Annotated in this window: 22 protein-coding genes; 15 read left to right on the top strand and 7 right to left on the bottom strand. The window is 69.7% G+C overall.

What is annotated here, in order from left to right:
- Positions 1–41: 41 nt before the first annotated feature.
- The 3 genes from pheA to EIZ45_RS06430 all read left to right on the top strand — a co-directional run bounded on the left by pheA (position 42) and on the right by EIZ45_RS06430 (position 2381).
- Positions 42–947, top strand: a complete 906-nt coding sequence (pheA, locus tag EIZ45_RS06440; protein WP_134664476.1) for a prephenate dehydratase — start codon at positions 42–44, stop codon at positions 945–947.
- Complete coding sequence (locus tag EIZ45_RS06435; protein ID WP_037807031.1) at positions 944–1561, top strand: histidine phosphatase family protein; 618 nt, start codon at positions 944–946, stop codon at positions 1559–1561. Before pheA ends, EIZ45_RS06435 begins: the two co-directional genes overlap by 4 nt.
- A gap of 151 nt (positions 1562–1712) precedes the next feature.
- On the top strand, positions 1713–2381 hold the full coding sequence (locus EIZ45_RS06430) for a DUF4232 domain-containing protein (protein ID WP_037807032.1): 669 nt from the start codon (positions 1713–1715) through the stop codon (positions 2379–2381).
- A 20-nt stretch (positions 2382–2401) separates the two neighbouring features.
- Here the strand turns inward: EIZ45_RS06430 and EIZ45_RS06425 are convergent, their stop codons facing one another.
- From EIZ45_RS06425 to EIZ45_RS06410, 4 genes are all read right to left on the bottom strand, one after another.
- Positions 2402–2860 (bottom strand): hypothetical protein, encoded by a 459-nt coding sequence (locus tag EIZ45_RS06425; RefSeq protein ID WP_043837845.1) that lies wholly within the window; start codon positions 2858–2860, stop codon positions 2402–2404.
- Positions 2861–2916: 56 nt separating this feature from the next.
- A complete protein-coding gene (locus EIZ45_RS06420; protein ID WP_205670018.1) occupies positions 2917–4158 on the bottom strand; it encodes an MFS transporter in 1242 nt (413 codons plus the stop codon).
- A gap of 153 nt (positions 4159–4311) precedes the next feature.
- The gene (locus EIZ45_RS06415) at positions 4312–4662 is read right to left on the bottom strand and encodes a metallopeptidase family protein (RefSeq protein ID WP_037807040.1); all 351 of its coding nucleotides are present in this window, start codon (positions 4660–4662) and stop codon (positions 4312–4314) included.
- A 3-nt stretch (positions 4663–4665) separates the two neighbouring features.
- Positions 4666–5655 (bottom strand): septum formation family protein, encoded by a 990-nt coding sequence (locus EIZ45_RS06410; protein WP_043837843.1) that lies wholly within the window; start codon positions 5653–5655, stop codon positions 4666–4668.
- Between the two features lie 97 nt (positions 5656–5752).
- On the opposite strand from EIZ45_RS06410, the gene EIZ45_RS06405 reads away from it, so the two are divergent.
- From EIZ45_RS06405 to EIZ45_RS06390, 4 genes are read left to right on the top strand one after another with little or no spacing between them, the layout of a single operon-like run.
- On the top strand, positions 5753–6367 hold the full coding sequence (locus EIZ45_RS06405; protein ID WP_106961492.1) for a hypothetical protein: 615 nt from the start codon (positions 5753–5755) through the stop codon (positions 6365–6367).
- Complete coding sequence (locus tag EIZ45_RS06400) at positions 6368–7534, top strand: glutathionylspermidine synthase family protein (protein WP_037807043.1); 1167 nt, start codon at positions 6368–6370, stop codon at positions 7532–7534. It begins immediately after the preceding gene.
- A gap of 54 nt (positions 7535–7588) precedes the next feature.
- Positions 7589–8041, top strand: coding sequence for a DUF350 domain-containing protein (locus EIZ45_RS06395; protein ID WP_037807046.1), 453 nt, complete (start codon positions 7589–7591; stop codon positions 8039–8041).
- Between the two features lie 37 nt (positions 8042–8078).
- The gene (locus tag EIZ45_RS06390) at positions 8079–8993 is read left to right on the top strand and encodes a haloalkane dehalogenase (RefSeq protein ID WP_043837841.1); all 915 of its coding nucleotides are present in this window, start codon (positions 8079–8081) and stop codon (positions 8991–8993) included.
- Between the two features lie 108 nt (positions 8994–9101).
- On the opposite strand, the gene EIZ45_RS06385 is transcribed toward EIZ45_RS06390, so the two are convergent.
- The gene (locus EIZ45_RS06385) at positions 9102–10382 is read right to left on the bottom strand and encodes an aspartate aminotransferase family protein (RefSeq protein ID WP_043837839.1); all 1281 of its coding nucleotides are present in this window, start codon (positions 10380–10382) and stop codon (positions 9102–9104) included.
- A gap of 152 nt (positions 10383–10534) precedes the next feature.
- Here EIZ45_RS06385 and serS point away from each other — a divergent pair, with 152 nt between their 5' ends.
- From serS to EIZ45_RS06370, 3 genes are all read left to right on the top strand, one after another.
- Positions 10535–11803: a serine--tRNA ligase gene (gene serS, locus EIZ45_RS06380; protein ID WP_078870231.1), complete on the top strand. Its 1269-nt coding sequence runs from the start codon at positions 10535–10537 to the stop codon at positions 11801–11803.
- A gap of 26 nt (positions 11804–11829) precedes the next feature.
- On the top strand, positions 11830–12303 hold the full coding sequence (locus tag EIZ45_RS06375; protein ID WP_134664472.1) for a hypothetical protein: 474 nt from the start codon (positions 11830–11832) through the stop codon (positions 12301–12303).
- A 76-nt stretch (positions 12304–12379) separates the two neighbouring features.
- Complete coding sequence (locus EIZ45_RS06370; RefSeq protein WP_134664470.1) at positions 12380–13381, top strand: DUF3558 family protein; 1002 nt, start codon at positions 12380–12382, stop codon at positions 13379–13381.
- A gap of 19 nt (positions 13382–13400) precedes the next feature.
- On the opposite strand, the gene lhgO is transcribed toward EIZ45_RS06370, so the two are convergent.
- Together lhgO and EIZ45_RS06360 are read right to left on the bottom strand one after the other, a co-directional pair.
- Complete coding sequence (gene lhgO / locus EIZ45_RS06365; RefSeq protein WP_037807063.1) at positions 13401–14585, bottom strand: L-2-hydroxyglutarate oxidase; 1185 nt, start codon at positions 14583–14585, stop codon at positions 13401–13403.
- 61 nt (positions 14586–14646) lie between these two features.
- Positions 14647–17724: a BTAD domain-containing putative transcriptional regulator gene (locus EIZ45_RS06360; protein WP_134664468.1), complete on the bottom strand. Its 3078-nt coding sequence runs from the start codon at positions 17722–17724 to the stop codon at positions 14647–14649.
- A 114-nt stretch (positions 17725–17838) separates the two neighbouring features.
- Here EIZ45_RS06360 and EIZ45_RS06355 point away from each other — a divergent pair, with 114 nt between their 5' ends.
- The 5 genes from EIZ45_RS06355 to EIZ45_RS06335 all read left to right on the top strand — a co-directional run bounded on the left by EIZ45_RS06355 (position 17839) and on the right by EIZ45_RS06335 (position 22472).
- Positions 17839–18987: a DegT/DnrJ/EryC1/StrS aminotransferase family protein gene (locus EIZ45_RS06355; RefSeq protein ID WP_093572722.1), complete on the top strand. Its 1149-nt coding sequence runs from the start codon at positions 17839–17841 to the stop codon at positions 18985–18987.
- Between the two features lie 26 nt (positions 18988–19013).
- Positions 19014–19943 carry an NAD-dependent epimerase/dehydratase family protein gene (locus tag EIZ45_RS06350; RefSeq protein WP_134664465.1) on the top strand — a complete coding sequence of 310 codons (930 nt, stop codon included), beginning with the start codon at positions 19014–19016 and terminating at the stop codon, positions 19941–19943.
- A 37-nt stretch (positions 19944–19980) separates the two neighbouring features.
- Positions 19981–21198, top strand: coding sequence for a glycosyltransferase family 4 protein (locus EIZ45_RS06345; RefSeq protein ID WP_370318125.1), 1218 nt, complete (start codon positions 19981–19983; stop codon positions 21196–21198).
- On the top strand, positions 21198–21815 hold the full coding sequence (locus EIZ45_RS06340; protein WP_134664463.1) for a DapH/DapD/GlmU-related protein: 618 nt from the start codon (positions 21198–21200) through the stop codon (positions 21813–21815). The genes EIZ45_RS06345 and EIZ45_RS06340 overlap by 1 nt, the downstream gene beginning before the upstream one ends.
- 84 nt (positions 21816–21899) lie before the next feature.
- The gene (locus EIZ45_RS06335) at positions 21900–22472 is read left to right on the top strand and encodes a Uma2 family endonuclease (protein ID WP_134664461.1); all 573 of its coding nucleotides are present in this window, start codon (positions 21900–21902) and stop codon (positions 22470–22472) included.
- The last annotated feature ends 16 nt before the right edge of the window (positions 22473–22488 follow it).

Here is a 22488-nt window from a genome sequence, read left to right as displayed (position 1 = left end):
GAGTGAAAAGCGCCACGCCCGCGGTCGCTAGCCTGACCGTCGTGTTGCGGATCGCGTATTTCGGCCCTCAGGGCACGTTCACCGAGCAGGCCGCCCGCGCGCTCGCGCCGGGCGAGGACCTGACCCCCTACGAGACCGTCCGGCTGGCGTTGCAGGCCGTCCGCGACGGAGCCGCGGACGCCGCGTGCGTGCCGATCGAGAATTCCGTCGAGGGCGTGGTGCCCGCGACGCTCGACGGGCTCAGCGACGGGGACCCGCTCGTCGCCACGGCCGAGACGATCCTGCCGATTCACTTCAGCGTGCTCAAACGGCCGGGCAGCGGCGAAATCCGCACCGTCGCGAGCCATCCGCACGCGCTCGCGCAGGTGCGCGCATGGCTGGAAACGAATCTGCCGGACGCCACCCCGGTCGCCTCGTCGTCCACCGCGGCGGCGGCGGTCGGCGTGGTCGAGGGCGATTTCGACGCGGCGGTGTCCGCGCCGGTCGCGATCGAGCACTACCCGCTGGAGGAGCTGGCGACCGGCGTCGCCGACGTCCGCGACGCGCAGACCCGGTTCCTGATGGTGCGCCGCCCGGGCGAACTGCCCGCGCCCACCGGCGCCGACCGGACGTCGATCGTCGCGGCGGCGGTCAACCGCACCGGGACACTGTCCGATCTGCTGGTCGAACTGGCTGGCCGCGGGATCAACCTGACCCGGATCGACGCCCGGCCGACCCGCAACAACTTCGGCGAGTACCGGTTCTTCATCGACTTCGAGGGCCATCTCGCCGAACCGCGGATCATCGACGCGATGACCGCCCTGCGCCGCCGTTGCCACCTGCGCTTCCTCGGTTCGCACCCGCGGGCCGACGAGGTCGCGGCCACCATCGAAGAGGGCGCGGGGAACCAGGATTTCCTCGACGCGCAGGCGTGGGTCGATGCGGTTTTGAAGGGAGAGGGCGCATGAGGCTGCTGCTGGTCCGGCATGGGCAGACCGAGGGCAATGTTCGCCGGGCGCTGGACACCGCGTTGCCTGGTCCGCCGCTCACCGAACTCGGCCGCGAGCAGGCCGCGGCGCTCGCCGAACAGCTGAAAGACGAGCCGATCGTGGCGGTGTACGCGTCGGAAGCGGTGCGTGCGCAGCAGACCGCGGCCCCGCTGGCCGAGGCGTTCGGGTTCGACGTGCAGGTGATCGAGGGCGTCAAGGAGGTCGATGCCGGAGACCTCGAGGGCAACACGGACCTGGACTCGATCGGCGTCTACCTGCGGGTGGTGAAGGCCTGGACGCAAGGCGACCTCGAGGTCCCGATCCCCGGCGGCGAGACCGGTACGCAGGTGCGCGACCGGATGCTCGGCGCGGCGAACGAGCTGCGGGCCAAGCACGAGGAAACGTCGCCGGACGGGGTGGTCGTGCTGGTCAGCCACGGCGGCGCGATCCGGCTCGCCGGGGAATGGCTGGCCTCGAACGTGCCCGCGGAGCTGGCGAACGAGGCCCTGATCCCGAACACGAAGTTCGTCGAGCTGGAAGCCCGCGACCACGGATGGGAGTGCCTCCGCTGGGTCGATACCCGCCTTTCGTGAGCGGTCGGTCACTCGTGCGGGGAAACGCTGAGTGAAGCCGGGCCCGGTGGGGAACTCACCGGATGCGGAGCAACCCCGTCCGGACCTGGCACGTCCTCCGGATGAAGGTTTCACTCAGTTAGGCGTTCACCAGCACAGCGAGGCGAGTGAGATGGCAAACACGAAGAAACCGTGGATTTCCCTGGTCTTCCTGTCCGCAGTGGGCGCGTCGGGGGCGCTGCTGCTTTCCGCGTGCGGCCAGGGCGCACCCGCCGCGAGCGGCCCGGCGAGTTCGGACACCCCGTCGAGCAGCCCGATGTCGTCGGCTTCGTCCGCCGCGTCGTCCGCTCCGTCTTCCGCGTCGTCGTCCGCCCCCAGCGGCGGCACGGCGCCGGCCGAGAAACCACCCGCTGACAACGGCCTGTGCAAGGCCGGCGACGTGTCCCTGTCGCTGGGCGGCGGCGACGCCGGCGCCGGCTCGGAGTACCGGCCGCTGCTGATCAAGAACACCAGCAGCACGCCGTGCACCATCCAGGGCTTCCCGGGCGTGTCCTACGTCGGCGGCGAGAACGGCACCCAGATCGGCCAGGCCGCCGAGCGCGACGGCACCAAGGGCGCGCCGGTGAAGCTGGCTCCCGGCCAGACCGCCGCGGCCGACCTGCAGTTCGCGCAGGTGCGCAACTTCGACCCGGGCGTCTGCAAGCCGACGCCGGTCAAGGGCCTGCGCGTGTACCTGCCGCAGGAGACCGCGTCGAAGTTCGTGCCGCTCGACGGCCTCGGCTGCGCGGGCACGAACATCCCGGGCAAGCAGCTCGGCGTGAAGACCGTGCACAAGGCCTGACCGGTCGCTCTGCGCGTGGGTCAGCCCCGCGCGCAGAGTTGTTCCGCCTGGACGACGGCGGCCTGCCCGTCGCGGTTGTCGAAGCGGCTGCTGAGCACCATCTTGTTCACCGCGTCGAGGGCTTTGGCCAGCGGCTGGTAGTTGCCGTCGAAGGTCGCCGCCGCTTTGGCCAGCTCCGCCGCGCCGGTGGCGCGGTGCACCGAGTCGTCGGACATCCGGGTGAATTGGGCCGCGTCGACGCCGCCGGTGGTGTCCGGGATGTGCCCGACGCGCGCGAACGCGGCGCAGGCTGCCGCGGCGTCGACATTCGCTCCGGCACGCTGGCCGGACAGCCCCCACAGCAGCCCGAGCACGCATCCGCCGAGCACGAATCCGGCGACCGCGGCGATGACGAGCGGCCGGCGGGAGGCCGGCGGCGGCGATTCGAGTTCGGTGTCGCGGTCGTCGTCCGGCAGCGGCGGGGTGTCGAGTGCGGTCATCGCATACCTCCGGCGGCCGGGGTGAGGTGTTATTCCAGCACCAAACCCGCCCCGGATCACTGCTGCGAACGGACTCCGTCGCCGGTCGAGGCCGTTTTGTCATCGAGCGGGTGCCCGCGCAGCGCGAAGAGTGCATAGCCGGTCACGAACAGCAGCAGAAGGCCGGAAGCGGCGAAGGTGTCGCCCGCCGAACCGAGCAGTTTCGTGAGCAATCCGCCGAGCAGCGCGCCGAGCGGGATCGCGCCCCACACGACGGTGCGCCAGACCCCGAGGACGCGCCCGAGCAGCTCGCCCGGGACCAGCGTGTGGCGTGCGGTCGCGAGCACGACGTTCACCGCCACCACCGCCGCCGCGAACACGCCGAACAGCACCGCGGACACCACCGGCTGCCGCACCAGGCCCATGCCGCCGAAGCCGAGCGCGCAGAACAACACCCCGCCGACCAGGACCGCCCGTCGTCCGATGCGCCGGACCAGCCGCGGCGTCAACCCGGCTCCCAGCAGTCCGCCAGCTCCGCCGACGAACGCGAAAGCGCCGAAGGTGGCGTCGGACAAATGCAGGTCTTCCAGCGCGTACAGCACCAGCTGCGCCTGGGCCAGCTCGCTGATCAGGCTGAGCAGACCGGCGATCGCGAGCAGCCGCAGCAGCAGCGAATGCCGCCGCAGCCAGCGGAAGCCGTCCGCGAAATCCGCCCGGATGTGCGACTTCGTTTCCTGCCGCGGCCGGTAGCTGCCCGCCATGCCCAGCAGCACCGCGGCGCCGACCGCGAATCCGACCGACGAGAGCAGGAACGGGAAGACCGCGAACAGCGCGAAGGTGGCACTGCCGACCGGGCCGCCGAGGAACGTCTGCCCGACGATCTCGCACGCCTGCAGCTTGCTGTTGGCGCTCTCCAGCCGGTCCGCCTCGACCAGCGCGGGCGGCAGCACGTTCGCCGCGCTCTCCGCGACCGTCTCGGCGATGCCGACGAGCAGCGACGCGACGTAGATCGTCCAGATCTCCACCGTGCCGAAAGCCAGCAGCGCGGTGACCGCGGCGACCACGAGCGCGCGCATCGCGTTCGCCGCGACCATCGCCTTCTTGCGGTCGATCCGGTCGACGAGCGTGCCCGCCGGGATGGCGAACAGCAGCCACGGCAGGAACTGCACCGCCGACAGCGCGGCGATTTCCACCGGATCGCGCGTCAGCGTGGTGGCCAGCAGCGGGAAGGCGACCTTGGCGATGCCGTCGGCGAGGTTCGACGTGCCGCTCGAGGCGAGCAGCCAGCGAAGCCGGCTGTCCGTCTGACGATGCGACACGAACCACCTCACGAGGAAAGGAAACGCCCTGGTGAGGCCAGTCTAGGGAGATCGGCGGCGTTCTGTGACGCTTTGGTGACCTTCGGTGTTTTCCGTGGTCGCGGCGTGGCGTGGGGCAGGGAAGAGCAACGGGCGGGCGGGGTTCCGCCGGAATCAGCCCCAGCCGAGCTCGTGCAGCCGCTCGTCGTCGATGCCGAAGTGGTGGCCGAGTTCGTGCATCACGGTGATCAGCACTTCCTCGACGACGTCGTCCTCGGTGTCGCAGATGTCGAGGATCGGCTCGCGGTAGATCGAGATCCGGTCCGGCAGCGCCCCGCTGTAGTGGCTGGTGCGCTCGGTCAGCGCGATGCCGTGGTAGAGCCCGAGGATGTCCGGCGCTTCCTCGTTGAAGTCCTCGACCAGCACCACGACGTTGTCCATCGCCGAGGCGAATTCCGGGGGCACCTGGTCGAGCGCGTCGGAGACGAGTTCCTCGAACCGCGCCTGGCTCATCTCGACGGGCACGGCTCAGTTGCCTCCGCCGGAACCGGAGCTGGAACTGGGCGGCGGGCTCTGCTGCTGGCCGGACGAGTTCGCCGCCCCGCTCTTCACGCTGCCGGTGACGGCCTGGAACCCGCTGCCGTCCTGCAGCGTGGCCGCGACCTTGCAGTTGACCTTGGTTGACCCGGCGTCCCAGCTCTCCTGCTCGCGCGAGTCCCAGCCCAGCGTGAGCTTCTTCGCGGAAAGATCAGCGCCGCCGGTGTACTCCTTCGCGGCCTTGTTGCACTCGGTGTCCAGCCAGGACTTCTGGTCGTCCAGCTTGGGGTAGCCGTCCTTGAAGTGCGAGGCGAGGTCGAGCGTCGCGATGATCTCGTACGAGTGCGGCTTGCCGCAGTCGATCGGGTCGCCGACGCCCTTGCCCGCCAGCGCGAGGCAGGTGCCCGGGGCCCACACCATCGACTGGTCCTGGGTCTTCGCCGCGCCGGTGGTTTGCTGCAGCGTCCCGCCTGGACCGGCGAACTGCAGGCCGCAGCGCAGCTGGCGGTCGCCCTGGGACCACTGCGCCGACGTGGGCCGCAGCAGGTTGGTGGTGAGCTTGCCGTACGGGTCGAGCGGATGGCCGAGGTACGGCCGCACGTCGGCGTTGCACTGCTGCTGCGCGATGTCCTGCCACTGGTCGAGGCTCGGGAACGGAGCCTGCTGCGGGTACTTCGCGCCGATGTCGACCACGGTGGTGACCTCGAACAGGTGCGGCTGCGTGCACGGCACCTGGTGCGCGTCCGAGGCGTCCTTGGCGTTCCAGGCCAGACAGGTGCCCGGCGGCGAGTGGAACGCCTGCTGGGCGGCCTCGCTGAGCTTGCCCTCGCCGCCGCCCGCACCGCCGGCGAGCGTGTCGGTCCAGGAGAAGGCGACGCTCAAGGCCAGCGCGATGACCGCGCCGAGGAACACCCCGGCCATCACCACGCGGGTGGTCAGGGTCTGCATGCGCGAAGGGAACCGCTCCGAGCGTTGAGACATCGATACCTATGATGCCCGCGCCGCATGAACCGCGCGTGTGCCGGGTCGATTAGGGTGGAACGCGGGGTTTGCAGTGCTGGGGGATTACGGAGCGCACATGACGCAAGACGACAACAGCGGCGTGCAGCCGCCCGAGGAGCCGAAGAAGCCGGGTTCGATGCGGTTCCAGGACGCGAACACGCAGCCCCGGCAGCCCTCGGTGGCCGAACAACGGGCCCGCAAGCAGGCCATCGCCGACCAGGAACGCGAACGGCAGGCAGCCGTCGCGGCCCGGGAGGCGGCGGACGCGAAGGCGGCCACCAAACGCAAGATCCTGATCGGCAGCGGGGTCACTGTCGGTCTCGTCGGGCTGGTCGCGACGTTCTACACGATCGCGAAGCCCGCCGAGATGACCGCGTCGTGCGTCTCGTCCGACGGGGTCATCCAGGACGACAAGTACTGCGACGAGAGCTACGCGACCAGCCACGGCGGGCACTACAGCGGCGGGTTCTGGATCATCCCGCTCCCGGGCGGCGGCTACTCGCAGTACCGCTACAACTACGGCGGCAGCGGCAGCATCGGGCAGCACGTGTCCGGCGGCAGCTACACCGCGCCGTCGGGCAACACCAACGTTTCGACCAAGTCGGGCACCAGCGTCCAGCGCGGCGGGTTCGGCATCAGCGGCAAGAGCGGCAGCAGCTTCGGCGGGACCGGGAAGAGCGGAGGCTCATAGGTGTATCGGGACCGGCGGGAACCGCGCCGCGACTGGCAGCGGATCGTCGAAGAGCAGGGCCTGGTCTACGGCACCCCGGCGCGCGACGGCACCGGCAAACCGCGCCCGTACTGGGACGAATCGGTGCACTACGTCTTCGACATGGACGAGGTGCTCTCGCTCGAGGCGGACGTCGAACTGCTGCATTCGATGTGCCTGGAGGCCGTCGACAACGTCGTGACCACCGAGCAGTACCAGCGTTTCGGCATCCCGGAATGGGTGTGGCCGCACATCGCGGAGTCGTGGAAGCGGCAGGACCCGCACGTCTACGGGCGTTTCGACCTGCGCTACGACGGCAAGTCGCCGGCCAAGCTGCTGGAGTACAACGCGGACACGCCGACCACGCTGCTGGAGGCGTCGCTGCTGCAGTGGCACTGGAAGACCGACGTCTTCCCGGAAGACGACCAGTGGAACTCGATCCACGAGAAACTGGTCGAGCGCTGGGAGGAGATCGGCGGGAAGCTGCCGTCGAACGAACTGCACTTCACCTGGTCCTCCGCCGACCCGAGCGGCGAGGACCACGTGACCACGGCGTATCTGCAGGAGACCGCGGCCGAGGCCGGGCTCGACACGGTCGGGCTCGCGATCGAGGAGATCGGCTGGGACCCGGTGCTCAAGCGGTTCGTCGACCTCGCCGAGGGACAGATGTCCACGGTGGTGAAGCTGTACCCGTGGGAATGGGTCGTCGACGAGGAGTTCGGCAAGTTCGCGGTGGAGACCATGCCGCGCACGCTGTGGGTCGAACCGCTGTGGAAGATGCTGCTGTCGAACAAGACGCTGCTCGCCGTGCTGTGGGAGAACTATCCCGGGCACCCGAACCTGCTGCCCGCGTTCGCTGACGATCCCGGCCTGCTCACCGAGTACGTGCGCAAGCCGAAGCTCGGCCGCGAGGGCGCGAACGTGCAGATCGTGGCCACCGGGTACGAGACGCAGACCGACGGCGTCTACGGCGCGGAAGGCTACGTCTACCAGGCGTTCGACCCGCTGCCCGAGTTCGACGGGTACCGGCCCGCGCTCGGCGCGTGGATTGTCGGCGACCAGTCGGCGGGGCTGGGCATCCGCGAGACCAGCGGACTCGTCACCGACGACGGCGCGGCGTTTGTGCCGCACCGGATCCCGGAGTCGTGATACAACCCTGGATGTCCGATTCAACTGGCTGAATTGGCCATCCAGGGAGACCCCGTGACCACGACCCTCGCGCTGCCCGCGACCTTCGGTTCCGATCTCGTGCGCGGGATCGGCGCGATCCTGCTGTACGGCATCGTCGGCCTGCTGCTGATGTTCGCCGGCTTCTACGCGATCGACTTCACCACGCCGGGCAAGCTGTCGAAGCTGGTCACCCGCGGGCTGCCGAACGCGGTCATCGTGACCGCGTCCGGGCTGCTGTCGATGGCGTTCATCGTGGTCGTGGCGATCTACAGTTCCGCGAGCGACCTGACCGCCGGGCTGATCACGTCGCTGGTCTACGGCCTGATCGGGGTCATCGTGCAGGTGCTGGCGGTGCGGCTGCTGGAGTGGGCGACCCGGATCGACGTCGGGTCCACCATCCAGAGCGAGAAATTCGCGCCGGCGAGCGTCGTCGTCGCGGCGGCGCACCTCGGGCTCGGGCTGGTCGTCGCGGTAGCGATTTCGTAGCGTTCGCGCACTGCCGCGCGGTCCCGTTCCCACTAACGTGGGAACCGTGCGACTCCTCAGGACGCCGGAAGACCGGTTCGCGGACCTGCCCGATTTCGCCTTCGAACCTCAGTACACCGACCTGTCCGACCCGGACGGCGGGCTGATCAGAGTCGGCTACGTCGAGGCCGGGCCCGCGGACGGGCCCCCTGTTCTGCTGCTTCACGGCGAGCCGAGCTGGTCGTTCCTCTACCGGAAGATGCTTCCGGTGCTGGCCGACGCCGGGCTGCGGGCGATCGCCCCGGACCTCGTCGGGTTCGGGCGGTCGGACAAGCCGGCGGAGATCGTCGACCACACGTACGCGCGGCACGTCGAATGGATGCGGCGGTTCGCGTTCGACGTGCTCGGGCTCGAAGGGGTCACGGTCGTCGGGCAGGACTGGGGCGGGTTGATCGGGCTGCGGCTGGTGGCCGAGCACCCCGGCCGGTTCGCCGGGGTGGTGGCGGCCAATACCGGGCTGCCGACCGGGGACGTGGACATGCCGCCGGTGTGGCACAAGTTCCGGGAAGCCGTGGAGGGCGCGCAGATTCTGGACGTCGGGCGGTGTGTGCAGGCCGGGTGCAAGACGCCGCTGCCGGAAGACATCCGGGCGGCTTACGACGCGCCGTTCCCGAACGAGATGTACAAGGCCGGTCCGCGGGCGATGCCGGGGCTGGTGCCGACGCGACCGGACGACCCGGCGTCGGACGCCAATCGGGCGGCGTGGGCGACGTTGACGGATTTGGACGTGCCGTTCTTGTGCGCGTTCTCCGACGGAGACCCGATCACCGGCGCGATGGGGCCGATTCTGCAGCGTTCGATGCGCGGGGCGGCTGGTCTGGACCACCCGACGGTGGCCGGGGCTGGGCACTTCCTGCAGGAGGACGCGGGGGAGACGCTCGCGGAGCACGTGGCGCGGTTCGTCCGCCGCTGACTCTCGCTCGCGGGTGCATGGCGAGGGGCGCGAGAAGCCGTACGTGAGGGGAACCCTGAGGGAATCAGAGTCAATGAGGGTTCCCCTCACGTACGTCGGCCGAGCCGGTCAGGACAGGGCGGCCAGCGAGTCGAGCAGGATCTGCAGTCCTTCGGCTGCCTCGGCTTCGGTCAGGGTCATCGGCGGCCCGATCCGCAGGACGTTTTTGTGCAGCCCGCCCTTTCCGATGAGCAGTCCGCGCTTTTTCGTTTCTTCCAGCATTTGCTTGGCGGCTGCGGTATTCGGCGTCGTGGTACCCGGTTCGATCAGTTCGACGCCGATCATCAGCCCCTTGCCGCGCACCTCTCCGACGCAGGGGCTGTTCGCCGCGCGCAGGCCTCGCATCAACTGGTCGCCGCGGGCTTTGCAGTTGGCTTGCAGGTCGTGCTCGTCGATGTAGTCGAGGACGGCCAGCGCGCCCTGCATGGACACCGGGTTGCCGCCGAAAGTGGAGAACGACTCTGCCTGGAAGCAGTCCATGACGTCGCCCCGGGCGACCACGCCGCCCACCGCCAGGCCGTTCCCGAGGCCCTTGGCGAAGGTCATCATGTCCGGCACCACGTCGTGGGCCTCGATGCCCCAGTAATGGTCGCCGGTGCGGCCCCAGCCGGTCTGGACCTCGTCGGAAATGAAGAGGATGCCGTGCTCGTCCAGGACTTCCTTCATCGCCTTGAACAGGCCGTCCGGCGGGGAGCTGAAGCCGCCCACGCCTTGGATCGGCTCGGCGATCAGGCAGGCCACGTCGCCCGCGGTGGCGGTTTCCAGGAGTTCCACCAGGTCGGCGACGCAAGCGTCGATGTAGGCGGTGTCGGGCAGGTCGCGGAAGGGGCTGCGGTAGCGGTAGCCGCCGTGGACGTAGTTGACCTTGATCGGGCTCAGCGACGACGCCGACCAGCCGCGGTTGCCGGTGATCGCGACCGTGCCGAACGACCGGCCGTGATACGAGTTCCGCATCGCCAGCACCTGGTTGCTGCGGCGGTACTGGGTGGCGAGCATCAGCGCGGTGTCGTTGGCCTCGCTGCCGGAGTTGGTGAAGAACACCTTGGCGTCCGGGATGCCGGAGCGCCGCGCGATCCGTTCGGCGAGTTCGACCTGCGAGCGGATCAGGTACAGCGTCGAGGTGTGCAGAACGCCGGTGTCCAGCTGCTTGCGGACCGCGTCGCTGATCGCGGGGACGTCGTAGCCCATGGCGTTGGTGAGCACGCCGGCGAAGAAGTCGAGGTAGGTGCGGCCGGTGGAATCGGTGAGACGGCGATCCTGCGCGTGCACGATTTCGATCGGCTCGTCGTACAGCAGGGACATCCAGGACGGGAGCACCGCGCGGTGGCGCGCGAGCAGGTCGTCGGTCATGTGAGTTCCCTCCGCTCCGGGTTCTAGCGAGTATGGGGAGCGCGGGAAACGGGCGACAACGATCAGACTGTCGGGTTGTCTTCGGGGCGGCGCACAGTGTGTACGGGAAACCGCGTCGAAGCCACGGCTGGCCTGCGACTACCCTTCTGTCCGTGATTGACCCCAGGACTCTGCGCGAAGACCCGGAAGCCGTGCGCGCGTCGCAGCGTGCCCGTGGCGAGGACGAGGGAGTGGTCGACAAGCTGCTCGACCTCGATCAGCGCCGCCGCTCTGCGATCGCGACCGCCGACAAGCTGCGGGCCGAGCAGAAGTCCGTGTCCAAGCAGGTGCCGAAGGCCTCCGCCGAGGACAAGCCCGCACTGCTCGCCCGCGCCAAGGACCTGTCAGCGCAGGTCAAGGCCGCCGAGGTCGAGCAGAACGAGGCGTCGGAGGAGTTCGACAAGCTGTTCCGGATCCTGCCGAACCTGGTGCACCCGGACGCGCCGATCGGCGGCGAGGACGACTTCGCGGTGCTGAAGACCGTCGGCGAGGTGCCGTCGTTCGACTTCGCCCCGCGCGACCATCTCGACCTGATGGAAGGCCTCGGCGCGCTCGACATGGAGCGCGGCGCGAAGGTGTCGGGTTCGCGGTTCTACTTCCTGTCCGGCGTCGGCGCGCAGCTGCAGCTCGCGCTGCTGAACATGGCCGTGGCACGCGCGACGGCGAACGGCTTCACGCCGATGATCACGCCGTCGCTGGTCCGCCCGGAAATCATGGCGGGCACCGGCTTCCTCGGCGCGCACTCGTCGGAGGTGTACCGGCTGCGCGACGACGACCTGTACCTCGTGGGCACGTCGGAGGTCCCGCTCGCGGGCTACCACTCGGACGAGATCCTCGACCTCGCCGCCGGTCCGCGCCGCTACGCGGGCTGGTCGTCGTGCTACCGCCGCGAGGCCGGGTCGTACGGCAAGGACACCCGCGGCATCATCCGGGTGCACCAGTTCGACAAGGTCGAGATGTTCGTGTTCGCCAAGCCGGAGGACGCGGAGGCCGAGCACGAGCGGCTGCTGGGCTGGGAAGAGGACATGCTCGCCGCGATCGAGGTCCCGTATCGGGTCATCGACACCGCGACCGGCGACCTCGGCACGTCCGCCTACCGCAAGTACGACTGCGAGGCGTGGGTCCCGACGCAGGAGACCTACCGCGAGCTGACGTCGACGTCCAACTGCACCACGTTCCAGGCCCGCCGGCTGTCCGTCCGCTACCGCGACGACAACGGAAAGCCGCAGACGGCCGCCACCCTGAACGGCACGCTGGCGACCACGCGCTGGATCGTCGCGATCGTGGAGAACCACCAGCAGCCCGACGGTTCGGTCCGGGTGCCGGTGGCGCTGCGTCCGTTCCTCGGCGGGCTTGAGGTGCTGGAGCCGGTCAAGCGCTGAACTTCGCGAAGGCGAGACAACCTCAGATGGAATCCGACAGAGCCCTGATCCCCGCTCTGCGCAAGGCCGGTGCGCTGGCCACAGTGGACTATGCGCTGGCGTTCGCCGTGCTCGCGGTCGCGGGCTGGCTGCTCTTCGCCGCGGAAAAGGGGACGCACGCGTCGTTCCGGTTCGGGCTGATCGCGATCGGCGGCGCGGCGTTCTGCCTCGTCGTCAACGGGGTCATGCTGGCCCGGGGGCGGGATCGGCGGCCGATGTTCCGGTCCGCGGACGCGCAGTTCCTCGCGACGCTCCGGCAAGGCGCCCTGCGGATCTGGCTGTTCGGTCTGCTGCTCGCGGCGATCGGCTCCGGCGTCATCCTGCTGGTGCCGAACTCGCATCCGTTCCGGCCGCAGGTGAACGGAACCACGATGGCCATCGCGATCGCCGCCGCCGCGGTGGTCGTGGCGGCCGCCGGGGTTTCCGCGCTCGTCCTGCGGCGCGCGGTGCCGAAACCGTGATCTCCGGTCCTTCCTTCGCGTTCCGCAGGTGCGGAACGCCGCTGCTCAGTAGGGTGCGGAGCGGAGGAGGCAGCTGATGAGGTGCAAACAAGCGGCGGTCGCCCTGGCGGCGGTCGCGATGCTGCTCGCCGGGTGCACGCAGCAGGTGAGCGGCGTGGCTTCGCCGGTGCCGGGGCAGGGGCCGGTCACGCCGGTCGTCGAGCCGTGCCAGCTTCTCGACGCGAAGCAGCTCGCCGGGCTCGGCTACAAGCCGCCGGGCCGGTCGGTGAAGGCGCGCAAGGAACAGCGCGCGCCCGCGATGTGCTTGTGGACCGGGACGGACACCGACCACACGGTGGTCATGTCCGTCGGCTGGTCGGTGGACCTGAGCCTCGACGACTACCTCCAGGGCGCCCTCAAAAAGGCCGACCCGGTACAGCTCGGCGGCTTTCCGTGGACGCGCTACGCCGGGTTCATCAACGGCAGCTGCGACCTGTACACGACGCTCGGCCCGAAGTCGTTCGCCTTCGTGAGCGTGTCCTATCCGGACGACGCGCAGGCGTGCGAACGCGCGAAGAAGGTCATCCCGCAGGTCGCCGCGCATCTGCCGGGCGGCCAGCCCGCGCCGTCGATCGCGCCGAGCACGCCGCCGGAGGGCACCGCGCCGACCGGGCCGCTCGCGTCGGTCAACCCGTGCCAGCTGCTGAAGCCGGAGCAGGCGCAGCAGCTGAAAATGGTGCCGAACGGCGAACTCGACAGCTCGAAGGTCATCTCGCCGAACGTGACCTACTGCCTGTGGAAGGACACCGACGGCGACGGCGGGCAGAAGCCGTTCGAGGTCTGGGTCGGGCCGGACGTGCCGCTGAAACGCTGGCCCGGCATGGAGGTCGCGCCGACCGAGCAGATCGACGTGAACGGCCGGAAGTGGTCGCTGTTCCCGAACTTCAACGATTCCGGCGGCGTGATCTGCGCGGCCGGGCTGCCGGTTTCGGACACCGCCTCGATCCAGATCGTCAGCGGGCAGCTGGCCGACAAGACCAAGGCGTGCGACGCGATCAAGGCCGGAATCCCGATGGTTTCGGGGAACCTGCCTTCCTGAACCGTCTACATCGGACGGTTCAGTCGGTCACCCGGTCGGCGATGTACTTGGCGATCTCCAGTGCGCTCGTCGCCGCCGGGCTCGGCGCGTTGAGCACGTGCACCTGGTCCTTTGTGGACTCGATGAGGAAGTCGTCCACCAGCGAACCGTCCGGGCGCAGCGCCTGTGCCCGCACGCCGGAACCGTGGCGCACGATGTCGTCCTCGGTCACCGCGGGCACCAGCTGCGCGAGGCTGGCGGCGAAGCGCTTCTTCGAGAACGACCGCAGCACCTCTTCGAGACCGGTCGGGTACGCGTACTTGCGGGCGAGCTTCCAGGCGCCGGGGAAGCGGGCGACGTCGGCGAGATCCTTCACCGACACGTCCGCCCAGCGGTAGCCCTCGCGGCGCAGCGCGAGCACGGCGTTCGGGCCCGCGTGGACGCTGCCGTCCAGCATGCGGGTGAGGTGCACGCCCAGGAACGGCAGCGTCGGGTCCGGCACCGGGTAGATCAGACCGCGCACGAGGTGGCGGCGCTCCGGCTTCAGCTCGTAGTACTCGCCGCGGAACGGCACGATGCGCGCGCTCGGCGTGATGCCGGCCATCTCGGCGACGCGGTCCGCGTGCAGACCGGCGCAGTTGACCAGCGCGTCCGCGTGCAGCACCTCGGAGCCGGTGGCCACCTCGACCCCGCCGCCGCGAGCCGGGCGGATGCCCAGCGCGGGGGTGTTCAGCCGCAGGTCCGCGTCCGCCTCGTCGAGCAGCCGCACGAGCGCCGCGCACACCGCGGGGAAGTCGATGATGCCGGTCGACTCGACGCGCAGCGCGGCGACGCAGGACACCTCCGGCTCGTACTCGCGGGCCTCCGCGGGGGTGATCCGCTTGGCGGGCACGCCGTTGGCCTCGGCCCGTTCGGCGAGCGTGTCCAGCGCGGGGATCTCCTCCTCGCGGGTCGCCACGACGAGCTTGCCGCACACCTGCACCGGCACCCCGTACTGCCTGGCGAAATCCACAATGGACCGGTTGCCGCCGACCGACATCCGCGCCTTGAACGAACCGGGCTTGTAGTAGAGCCCGGCGTGCACGACGTTGGAGTTGTGCCCGGTCTGGTGCGCCGCCCAGCGAGCTTCCTTTTCGAGCACCGTCACGTCCTGGCCGCGCTGGGACAGCTCCCACGCGACCGACAGCCCGACGATTCCCCCACCGATCACAACTACGTTCCGCACGGCAGGGAAGGCTACGCGCTCCGGTGCGGCGCTGCGTACCCCCCGACGGCGTGGTACCCGTTCACTGAACCGGGGACAATCCGGCCAACGCGAGGCGTTGATGCGGTTCTAGCTGCTTACCGGCGGTGTACGCGGCGGTGAACCCGTCCGGTCCGAGCGCCTTCTCCGCGGCCGCGGTGACCTGCGCGACATCGTGCTGGCCGGGCACGGCGGCCCCGCGCACCGCGGCCGCCGCGCCGAGCAAGGCGGCGGCATCGGCGAACCGGCCCTCCTCGGCGAAGACCCCGGCGACGCCCTCGAACGCGGTGGCCAGTGACCCGTGGTCATGCCAGCGGTGCGCGGTTTCGACGCCGAGCTGCATCCGTCGGCGGGCATCCTCCGGGCGGTGCTCGGCCACGTCGATCCAGCCGAGCGCGATCGACGCGGCTGCCCGCACGATGGCGGCCGAGAACGAGTCCGCCGCGCATTCGGCGAGCGCCTGCTCGGCCAGCGCCCGCGCACCGGCCAGATCTCCGGAGCGGCGGGCGATGCCGGACAGACCGACGTGACCGCTGGCTCGCGTCTCGGGCATCCCGGTGCGGTGGGCGAGTTCGACGGTCCGCTCGTAGTCGGCCTTCGCGCCGGCGAGGTCGCCGCGCAACGCTCGGCTGTCGCCGCGACGGCACAGCAGGTCCGCGTAGTCGTCGGTCGCGCCGAGCGTTTGCATGAGCGACAGGGACTCGGTCATCGCGGCGAGCGCTTCCTCGTGGCGGCCGCGCAAAACCAGCAGTTGCGACAGGTGGTCGAGCGCCATCGACAGTCCCCAGCGTTCGCCGAGCGCCCGGTAGCACGCTTCGCCTTCTCGCAGACCGCGTTCGGCTTCGTCGAGTTCCCCGGCGAGCATCGCGCGCAGACCGTCGCCCATCGGCACGAGCGCGGTGAGCCACGGGTCGGGATGCTTTTCGAGCCCGGACAGCCGGAGCCGCGCGTCCTCGTCGTCGGGCGGCCCGAGCACGACACCGGACAGCATGAGCATCATCGGATGCTCCGGGGTCCAGGAGCTTTCTGCTAAGTACCGCTCCACATAGGACCGATAGTTCGCCGTCTCGGCGGCTTCCGGGGCGCCGGCCATCGCGGTCAGCAGGCACATGAGGAATTGCTCGCGGTGTCCTTCCGGCGGCTCCGCTTGGCAGTGGCGCACGATTTCCATCGACAGCGCCGCGCCTTCGTAACGTCGTCCGCGCAGCCACCAATACATCGACAGCGCGGCGGCGATCCGCAACGCGGTCGACGGATCTGCCGCGGCCGACCACCGGAGCGCGGCCACGATGTTGTCGTATTCAGCGTCGATTTTCCGCAGCCAGTCCAGCTGGTCCGCGGTACGCAGCTTCGGGTCGGCTTCCTCGACAAGCTGCAGGAAAACCTGCGCGTGGGCTTGCCGGAAGCGTTCGGTCTCGCCTGCGGCGTCGAGCTTTTCCACGCAGAACGCGCGGATCGTCTCCAGCATTCGGTAGCGCCCGCTCGACGGTTCGACGAGCGACTTGTCGGCGAGTTCGGGGAGCAGGTCGACGGGGACGTCGCACACCTGCTCGGCGTACGCGAGCGTCGCGCCTCCGGTGAAGACGGTCAGCCGACGGGCGAGGCGGCGTTCGTCGTCATCGAGGAGATCCCAGCTCCACTCCACGACACCGCGGAGCGACCGGTGCCGCTCGTCGGCGGTGCGGCTGCCGCGGGCTAGCAGCTGGAAGCGGTCATCGAGCCGCGCGGCGATGTCGGCGACCGGCAGCGTGCGCACGCGGGCGGCGGCCAGTTCCAGCGCGAGCGGCAGGCCGTCGAGCGCGGTGCAGATCCGCACGACGTCGGCCGCCGTTTCGTCGGTCAGCCGGAACGCGGGGTCGCTCGCCCGGGCGCGGTCGAGGAACAGCCGGACCGCGGGGTAGGTCTCCGCGTCGGGTGCGTCGGGCGGTGGGACGGCCAGGCGGGGGATCGGCGCGAGTTGTTCGCCGGTGATGCCGAGCGGTTCCCGGCTCGTCGCCAGCACTCGCAGCCCGGGGCACGCGGGCAGCAACTGCGCGACCAACCTCGCGGCTGCGGCGATGACGTGTTCGCAATTGTCCAGCACCAGCAACGTCGCCTGGTCGCGCAAGGCCGAGACGAGGCGGTCGACCGGGTCCTGGCGACCGCGGGTGCCCTCGCGCAGGCCGAGCGCGGTGAGGACGGCCTGCGGAACGTCGTCGGCGACGTGCGGGGCCAGCTCCACGAAGACGCACGGTCCCGCGTCCGCCGCGGCTTCGACGGCCAGCCGGGTCTTCCCGGTCCCGCCTGGGCCGAGCAGCGTGACGAGCCGGGCCTGGCGCAGGAGATCCGCGACCTGCCGCAGTTCGCGGTCCCGGCCGACGAAGCTGGTGAGCTGCGCGGGCAACGGGGTCGCGGCGTTCGCCGACTCGCCGCGCAAGGCGGCCAGGTGCGCCTCGGTGAGGTCTGGACCAGGGTCCGCGCCCAGTTCGTCGGCGAGCGTGCGCCGGGCGTCCTCGAACGCAGCCAGTGCTTCGGCGGTCCGCCCGGCGGCGTGCAGGGCCCGCACCAGCTGAGCCCGCGACCGCTCGCGCAGCGGGTTCTCGGCGATGGCGGTGCGCAGTTCGTCGAGGACGTCGGCGGCGCGGCCGAGCGAGATCTCCGCGTCGACCCGGTCGGCAGCCGCCTCGGCGCGGAGTTCAGTGAGCCGGGTGGCCTGGACCTCCGCGGCGGGGACGTCGGCGAACGCCGGTCCGCGCCACAGCGCGAGCGCCTCGCCGAGCAGGTCGCTGGCCCGCGTCGGGTCGCCCTCGGCCAGTTCGCGGCGGCCCTCGCCGGCCAGCCGCTCGAACCGGTGCGCGTCCACTTCGTCCGGTTCGATCCGGAGGCGGTACCCCGCCGAGGTGAGTTCGATCGGCAGTTTCAGCGCGCTGCGCAGCCGCGAAACCTGCGATTGGAGCGCGTTGGCCGCGCCGTCCGGCGGTTCCTCGCCGTAGAGCCCGTCGATGAGCCGCTCGGCGGACACGAACCGCCCGGCGTCCGCCGCGAGCAACGCGAGCAGCGCCCGGCCTCGCGGGCCGCCCACGGCGACCGTCCCGCCCGCGCCGTCCCAAGCGACGACGGCCCCCAGCACCCCGATCCGCATCCCGTGAGCCTATGCCCGGAACGGGTGCTTACCCGTGGGTTCTGTCCCCGAAACAGGAGGCAAACGCGACTTCTATACACTTTGGCGCGACCCCGCGCAATGCGGGACACCCCGATGCACAGGAGATCTACAGTGGGCGAACCCGTCCTGCTCGGGAAGCCGACCGTCGGCGACGAAGAGCTCGCAGCCGTCGCCGAAGTGTTCCGTTCCGGCTGGCTGGCCGGCGCGGGCCCGGCGTGCCGTCGCTTCGAGGAGCGGTTCGCGCAGCTGACCGGCACCGCGCACGCTCTGACCACCAGCAACTGCGGCTCCGCCCTGTTCCTGGGCCTGAAGGTGCTCGGCGTCCAGCCCGGCGACGAGGTGATCGTCGGCGACTACACCTTCCCGGCGACCGGCCACGCCGTGCTGCAGGCCGGCGCGAAGCCGGTCTTCGCCGACATCCGCCCGGACATCTTCAGCGCCGACCCGGCCGCGATCGAAGCGCTCATCACGCCGCGCACGGTCGGCATCCTCGCCGTCGACGTCGCGGGCCAGCCCGGCGACTTCGACGAGTACCGCGCCATCGCCGACAAGCACGGCCTGTGGCTGTTCGAGGACGCCGCCTGCTCCGCGGGCGCGACCTACCGCAACCGCCCGGCCGGCAGCCTCGCCGACCTGGCCGCGTTCTCGTTCCACGGCCGCAAGGGCATCACCGCGGGCGAGGGCGGCGCGCTGGTCTCGAACCGCGAGGACCTGATCGCGCACGCGCGCAAGATCCACACCTACGGCATCGAGCCCGCGATCAGCCGCGAAGGCTCGGACACGCTGCCGATCCCGTCCTTCCACGAGCTGGGCTGGAACTTCCGGCTGTCGGACATCCAGGCCGCGATCATGGGCGTCCAGCTCGACCGGCTGCCCGACCTGCTCGCCGCCCGCCGCTCGGTGGCCAAGCGCTACCACGAGGCGTTCGAGGACGTCGACGCGCTGACCGTGCCGGTCGAGGCTCCCGACCGCGAACACCCGTGGCAGGCCTACCTGATGACGGTGGCCCCGGAGATCAGCCGCGACGCGCTGGCCCTGCGGATCCGCGAACAGGGCGTGCAGTGCAACTTCGGCACCTACGCCTCCCACCTGCAGCCGGTGTACGGCGAGCAGCAGCCGCTGCCCGTCTCCGCCGACGCCTTCCGCCGCCAGTTGGCGATCCCGATGCACGCGGAACTCACCGACAGCGAAGTCGAGCGCGTGGTCACCACCGTGCGCGAAGCCGTGTCCGCTCTTTCCTGACCCGCCGACCTCCCTGAGGAGAACCCATGTCCGACAAGAAAGTTTTCTTCACCGGCGCCGGCGGTTTCATCGCCTCGCACGTGATCCCGATCCTGCTGGAGAAGGACTACACGGTCCGGATCTTCGACAACATGACCCGCGGCGACCGCGACCGCGTCAACGAGTTCGTCGCCACCGGCAAGGTCGAACTGGTCGAGAAGGACGTGCGCTACGGCGTCGGCGTCCGCGAGGCCATGCGCGGCTGCACGCACGCGATCCACTTCGCCACTGTGTCGATCAACAAGTCGATCGCGGACCCGGGCGAGTCGATCGACATCAACATGGTCGGCAACAACAACGTCTTCGCGGCCGCGGCCGACGAGGGCGTCGAGCGGCTGGTGTTCGCTTCCAGCGCCTCGGTGTACGGCGAGCCGGAGAAGCTGCCGATGCACGAGGACGACAAGCTGAACCCGCTCACCCCGTACTGCATCTCGAAGCGCGCGGGCGAGGACCTGCTCGGCTTCTACGAGCGCACCAAGGGCCTGTCCTGGAACGCGCTGCGGTTCTTCAACGTGTACGGCCCCGGCCAGAAGATCGAGGCGTACTACACCTCGGTCATCAACCACTTCATCCAGCGCCTGCGCGCCGGCCAGCCGCCGATCATCGACGGCGCGGGCGACCAGTCGATGGACTTCGTGCACGTGACCGACCTCGCCAAGGGCGTCGTCGCCGCGCTGGAGTCGGAGCAGTCGAACCTGCCGATCAACATCGGCACCGGCATCGACACCTCGATCGCCACCCTGGCGAAGATCCTCATCGAGGCGGTCGGCGTCGACGTCGAGCCGGTGTTCAACAAGCGCGACGTCCTCGTGTCCCGCCGCGCCGCGGACATCACCCGGGCCCGCGAGGTGCTCGGCTGGGAGCCGGAGATCACCGTCGAAGAGGGCATGCGCGCGTTGGTGCGGGACTCCGAGTGAGCCTCGCCGTCGGCGCGTCTTCCGAGGGGAATGCGTAATGAGCACTGCGGGCCCGGCCGAAGGAAAGCCCATGCGGATCGTGGTGGTGAACAACTTCTTCCCGCCGCGCGTGGGCGGGAGCGCGCACATGTCGGCCTCCTTGGCCGCCGAGTACGCGGCTGCCGGACACGAAGTGCTGGCGATCACCGCTGCCTACGGTGACGCGCCGGCGGAAGAGGAGCGCGACGGCTACCGCGTCGTGCGCCTCCCCGCGGTGAAAATGCCGCAGCTCGGCCTGTCGATCGACTTCGACATGACGTTCGCGTCGATGCGGCCGGGCAACTGGCGGCGGCTGTGGAAGCTGCTGAACGAGTTCGAACCGGACGCGGTGCACCTGCACGGACAGTTCTTCGACCTGTCCTGGATGGTCGGCATCTACGCGCGCCGGCACAAGCTGCCTGTTCTGCTGACCATCCACACGCTGCTGATCAGCGAGAACAAGATGTACGGCCGCGTGTTCCGGGCGCTCGACGCGATGCTGGTGAACCCGGTGCTGAAGTACCTGCGCCCGCGCTTCGTCATCCTCGACAAGCTCGGCGTGGACTACTGCGTCGAGCGCTACGGCACGAGCGACGACAACTCCGAGTACTTCCCGATCGCGGTGGACACCGGGCACTTCGCCAAGCCGGTGACCAAGGACGTGCGCGCGGAACTGGAGATCGGGGACGCGCCGCTGATCGTGTCGCTCGGACACGTGATCCCGCTGCGCAACCGCCTGCCGCTGATCGAGGCGCTGCCCGCCATTCTGGAGCGGCACCCCGGCCTGCGCGTGGTGATCGTCGGCCGGGTGTACCACGACGCGTTCCAGCAGCGAGCCAAGGAACTGGGCGTAGCCGACGCACTGATCGTCACCGGCGCGGTGCCGAAGGCGGACGTGCCCGCGTACTTCGCGGCGGCGGACATCGTGACGCACGACCTCAACGGCGGCTGCGGCACCGCGTCCCTGGAGGCAATGCTGTCCGGCACGGCGACCATCGCGTCGGTCACCGAGGACAACTACCCCGGCATCGAACTGCACAACGGCGAGAACATCCTGCTGGTCCCCCCGGACGACTCGGACGCGGTCGAGAAGACGGTGCTGTCCCTTCTGGACGACCCGGAACTGCGCGCGCGGATCGCCGAGCGGGAAAGCTCGATGGTCCGGGCCAATTTCGGGCTCGACGTGGTGACCGAGGAACACCTGCGGGTGCTCACGAAAATGGTGGCGGACAACTGATGTTCTTCGAGGACGAGCGCAGCAACCGGCTGCGCCCGATGATCCTGAACGACCTCGTGTCGCAGTACATGAACGATGCCGAGCGGGCTCGCTTCTACGGCCTGCCGGAATCGTGCCGGGTGCGCGAGCGGGTCAAGATCATCAGCCCGGAAAATCTCACGATCGGCGAGCACTGCTGGATCGGCGAGGGCGCGGCGTTGGACGCCAGCGGCGGGCTGGAAATCGGCGAACACACCAGCATCGGCCTGAACACGCTCGTGTTCACGCACTCGAGCTGGCTCGCGAACATGGCTCTGGAGAACCACTCCGGCAGCGACCTGATCGAACGCAAGCCGGTGAAAATCGGCAAGGGCTGTTTCATCGGTGGCCTTGTGGTGATCATGCCTGGCGTCACGATCGGTGACTTCGCGACCGTGCAGCCGAACTCCGTGGTCGCCAAGGACGTTCCCGCGCGTTCGCTCGTAGCGGGCAACCCGGCGCGGGTATTCCAGCGCTACGACGAGGAGTACATCGAGGCCGAGGTGAAGCGGGTCCGCGAGGAAAACGCCCGCCGCCGAGCGCTGTCGGACGACTCGTCGGGATGGGGCTCTCCGTCGGGCGACTTCACGGAGAAGTGATTCGAACACGGTGCGTCACGCGCTGGCGGATGCTCCGGGTAACATGGGACACTGCTCTCAGTCACTGTCGGTGAAGGAGATCCTATGAGTGTCCTTGAATGGCCTCACCACCTCCTGACCCTTGACGACTGGGCGGACTTTCCGGAGAACCCGAAGGTCCGGATCGAGGTTGTCGAAGGGGTTCCGTCCGTGTCGCCGCGTCCGATGTGGTTCCACCTGCGGTCCGTGACGCGGTTGGCTTTCTTGCTCGACGAGCAGCTCTGCCCGGAAATGAGCGCCGGTGCCGAGGCGGAGCTGCTCCTGTGCGAGAGTCCGCTGACGATCCGCGTTCCGGACGTCGTCGTGACCTCGGCTGAGGTCGCGGAGTCCAACCCGGCACGGATCGCCGCGGCGGATGCCGAGCTGGTGATCGAGGTGCTGTCCCCCGGCACGAAGCACGTCGACCAGGGCGCGAAGCTTTTCGAGTACGCCGACGCCGGTATCGAGCACTACTGGATCGTGGATCTCGATCCGCCGGTGAGCATGATTGCTTACCGGCTCATCGACGGCGATTACGAGAATTTCGGCGAGTATTCCGGCACCGTCGAACTCGAGGTCGCGGGCGCGCCGGTGAAGCTCGACCTGAGCGCACTTGTCGACCCTCGCGCGCAGCGCTGACCCGAACACCATGCGT

The organism is Amycolatopsis sp. CFH S0740 (assembly GCF_004522315.1).
Classification (GTDB): Bacteria; Actinomycetota; Actinomycetes; order Mycobacteriales; family Pseudonocardiaceae; genus Amycolatopsis; species Amycolatopsis nivea.
The sequence above is the reverse complement of the archived record's forward strand: the minus strand, read 5'-3'. Positions and strand labels throughout refer to the sequence as shown.

What these genes read in the sequence shown, in the direction of transcription:
- EIZ45_RS06435 (WP_037807031.1), top strand. Translation starts at nt 944, where the DNA reads ATGAGGCTGCTGCTGGTCCGGCATGGGCAGACCGAGGGCAATGTTCGC.
- EIZ45_RS06430 (WP_037807032.1), top strand. Translation starts at nt 1,713, where the DNA reads ATGGCAAACACGAAGAAACCGTGGATTTCCCTGGTCTTCCTGTCCGCA.
- EIZ45_RS06425 (WP_043837845.1), bottom strand. Translation starts at nt 2,860, where the DNA reads ATGACCGCACTCGACACCCCGCCGCTGCCGGACGACGACCGCGACACC.
- EIZ45_RS06410 (WP_043837843.1), bottom strand. Translation starts at nt 5,655, where the DNA reads ATGTCTCAACGCTCGGAGCGGTTCCCTTCGCGCATGCAGACCCTGACC.
- EIZ45_RS06405 (WP_106961492.1), top strand. Translation starts at nt 5,753, where the DNA reads ATGACGCAAGACGACAACAGCGGCGTGCAGCCGCCCGAGGAGCCGAAG.
- EIZ45_RS06385 (WP_043837839.1), bottom strand. Translation starts at nt 10,382, where the DNA reads ATGACCGACGACCTGCTCGCGCGCCACCGCGCGGTGCTCCCGTCCTGG.
- EIZ45_RS06375 (WP_134664472.1), top strand. Translation starts at nt 11,830, where the DNA reads ATGGAATCCGACAGAGCCCTGATCCCCGCTCTGCGCAAGGCCGGTGCG.
- EIZ45_RS06370 (WP_134664470.1), top strand. Translation starts at nt 12,380, where the DNA reads ATGAGGTGCAAACAAGCGGCGGTCGCCCTGGCGGCGGTCGCGATGCTG.
- EIZ45_RS06360 (WP_134664468.1), bottom strand. Translation starts at nt 17,724, where the DNA reads ATGCGGATCGGGGTGCTGGGGGCCGTCGTCGCTTGGGACGGCGCGGGC.
- EIZ45_RS06355 (WP_093572722.1), top strand. Translation starts at nt 17,839, where the DNA reads ATGCACAGGAGATCTACAGTGGGCGAACCCGTCCTGCTCGGGAAGCCG.
- EIZ45_RS06350 (WP_134664465.1), top strand. Translation starts at nt 19,014, where the DNA reads ATGTCCGACAAGAAAGTTTTCTTCACCGGCGCCGGCGGTTTCATCGCC.
- EIZ45_RS06345 (WP_370318125.1), top strand. Translation starts at nt 19,981, where the DNA reads ATGAGCACTGCGGGCCCGGCCGAAGGAAAGCCCATGCGGATCGTGGTG.
- EIZ45_RS06340 (WP_134664463.1), top strand. Translation starts at nt 21,198, where the DNA reads ATGTTCTTCGAGGACGAGCGCAGCAACCGGCTGCGCCCGATGATCCTG.
- EIZ45_RS06335 (WP_134664461.1), top strand. Translation starts at nt 21,900, where the DNA reads ATGAGTGTCCTTGAATGGCCTCACCACCTCCTGACCCTTGACGACTGG.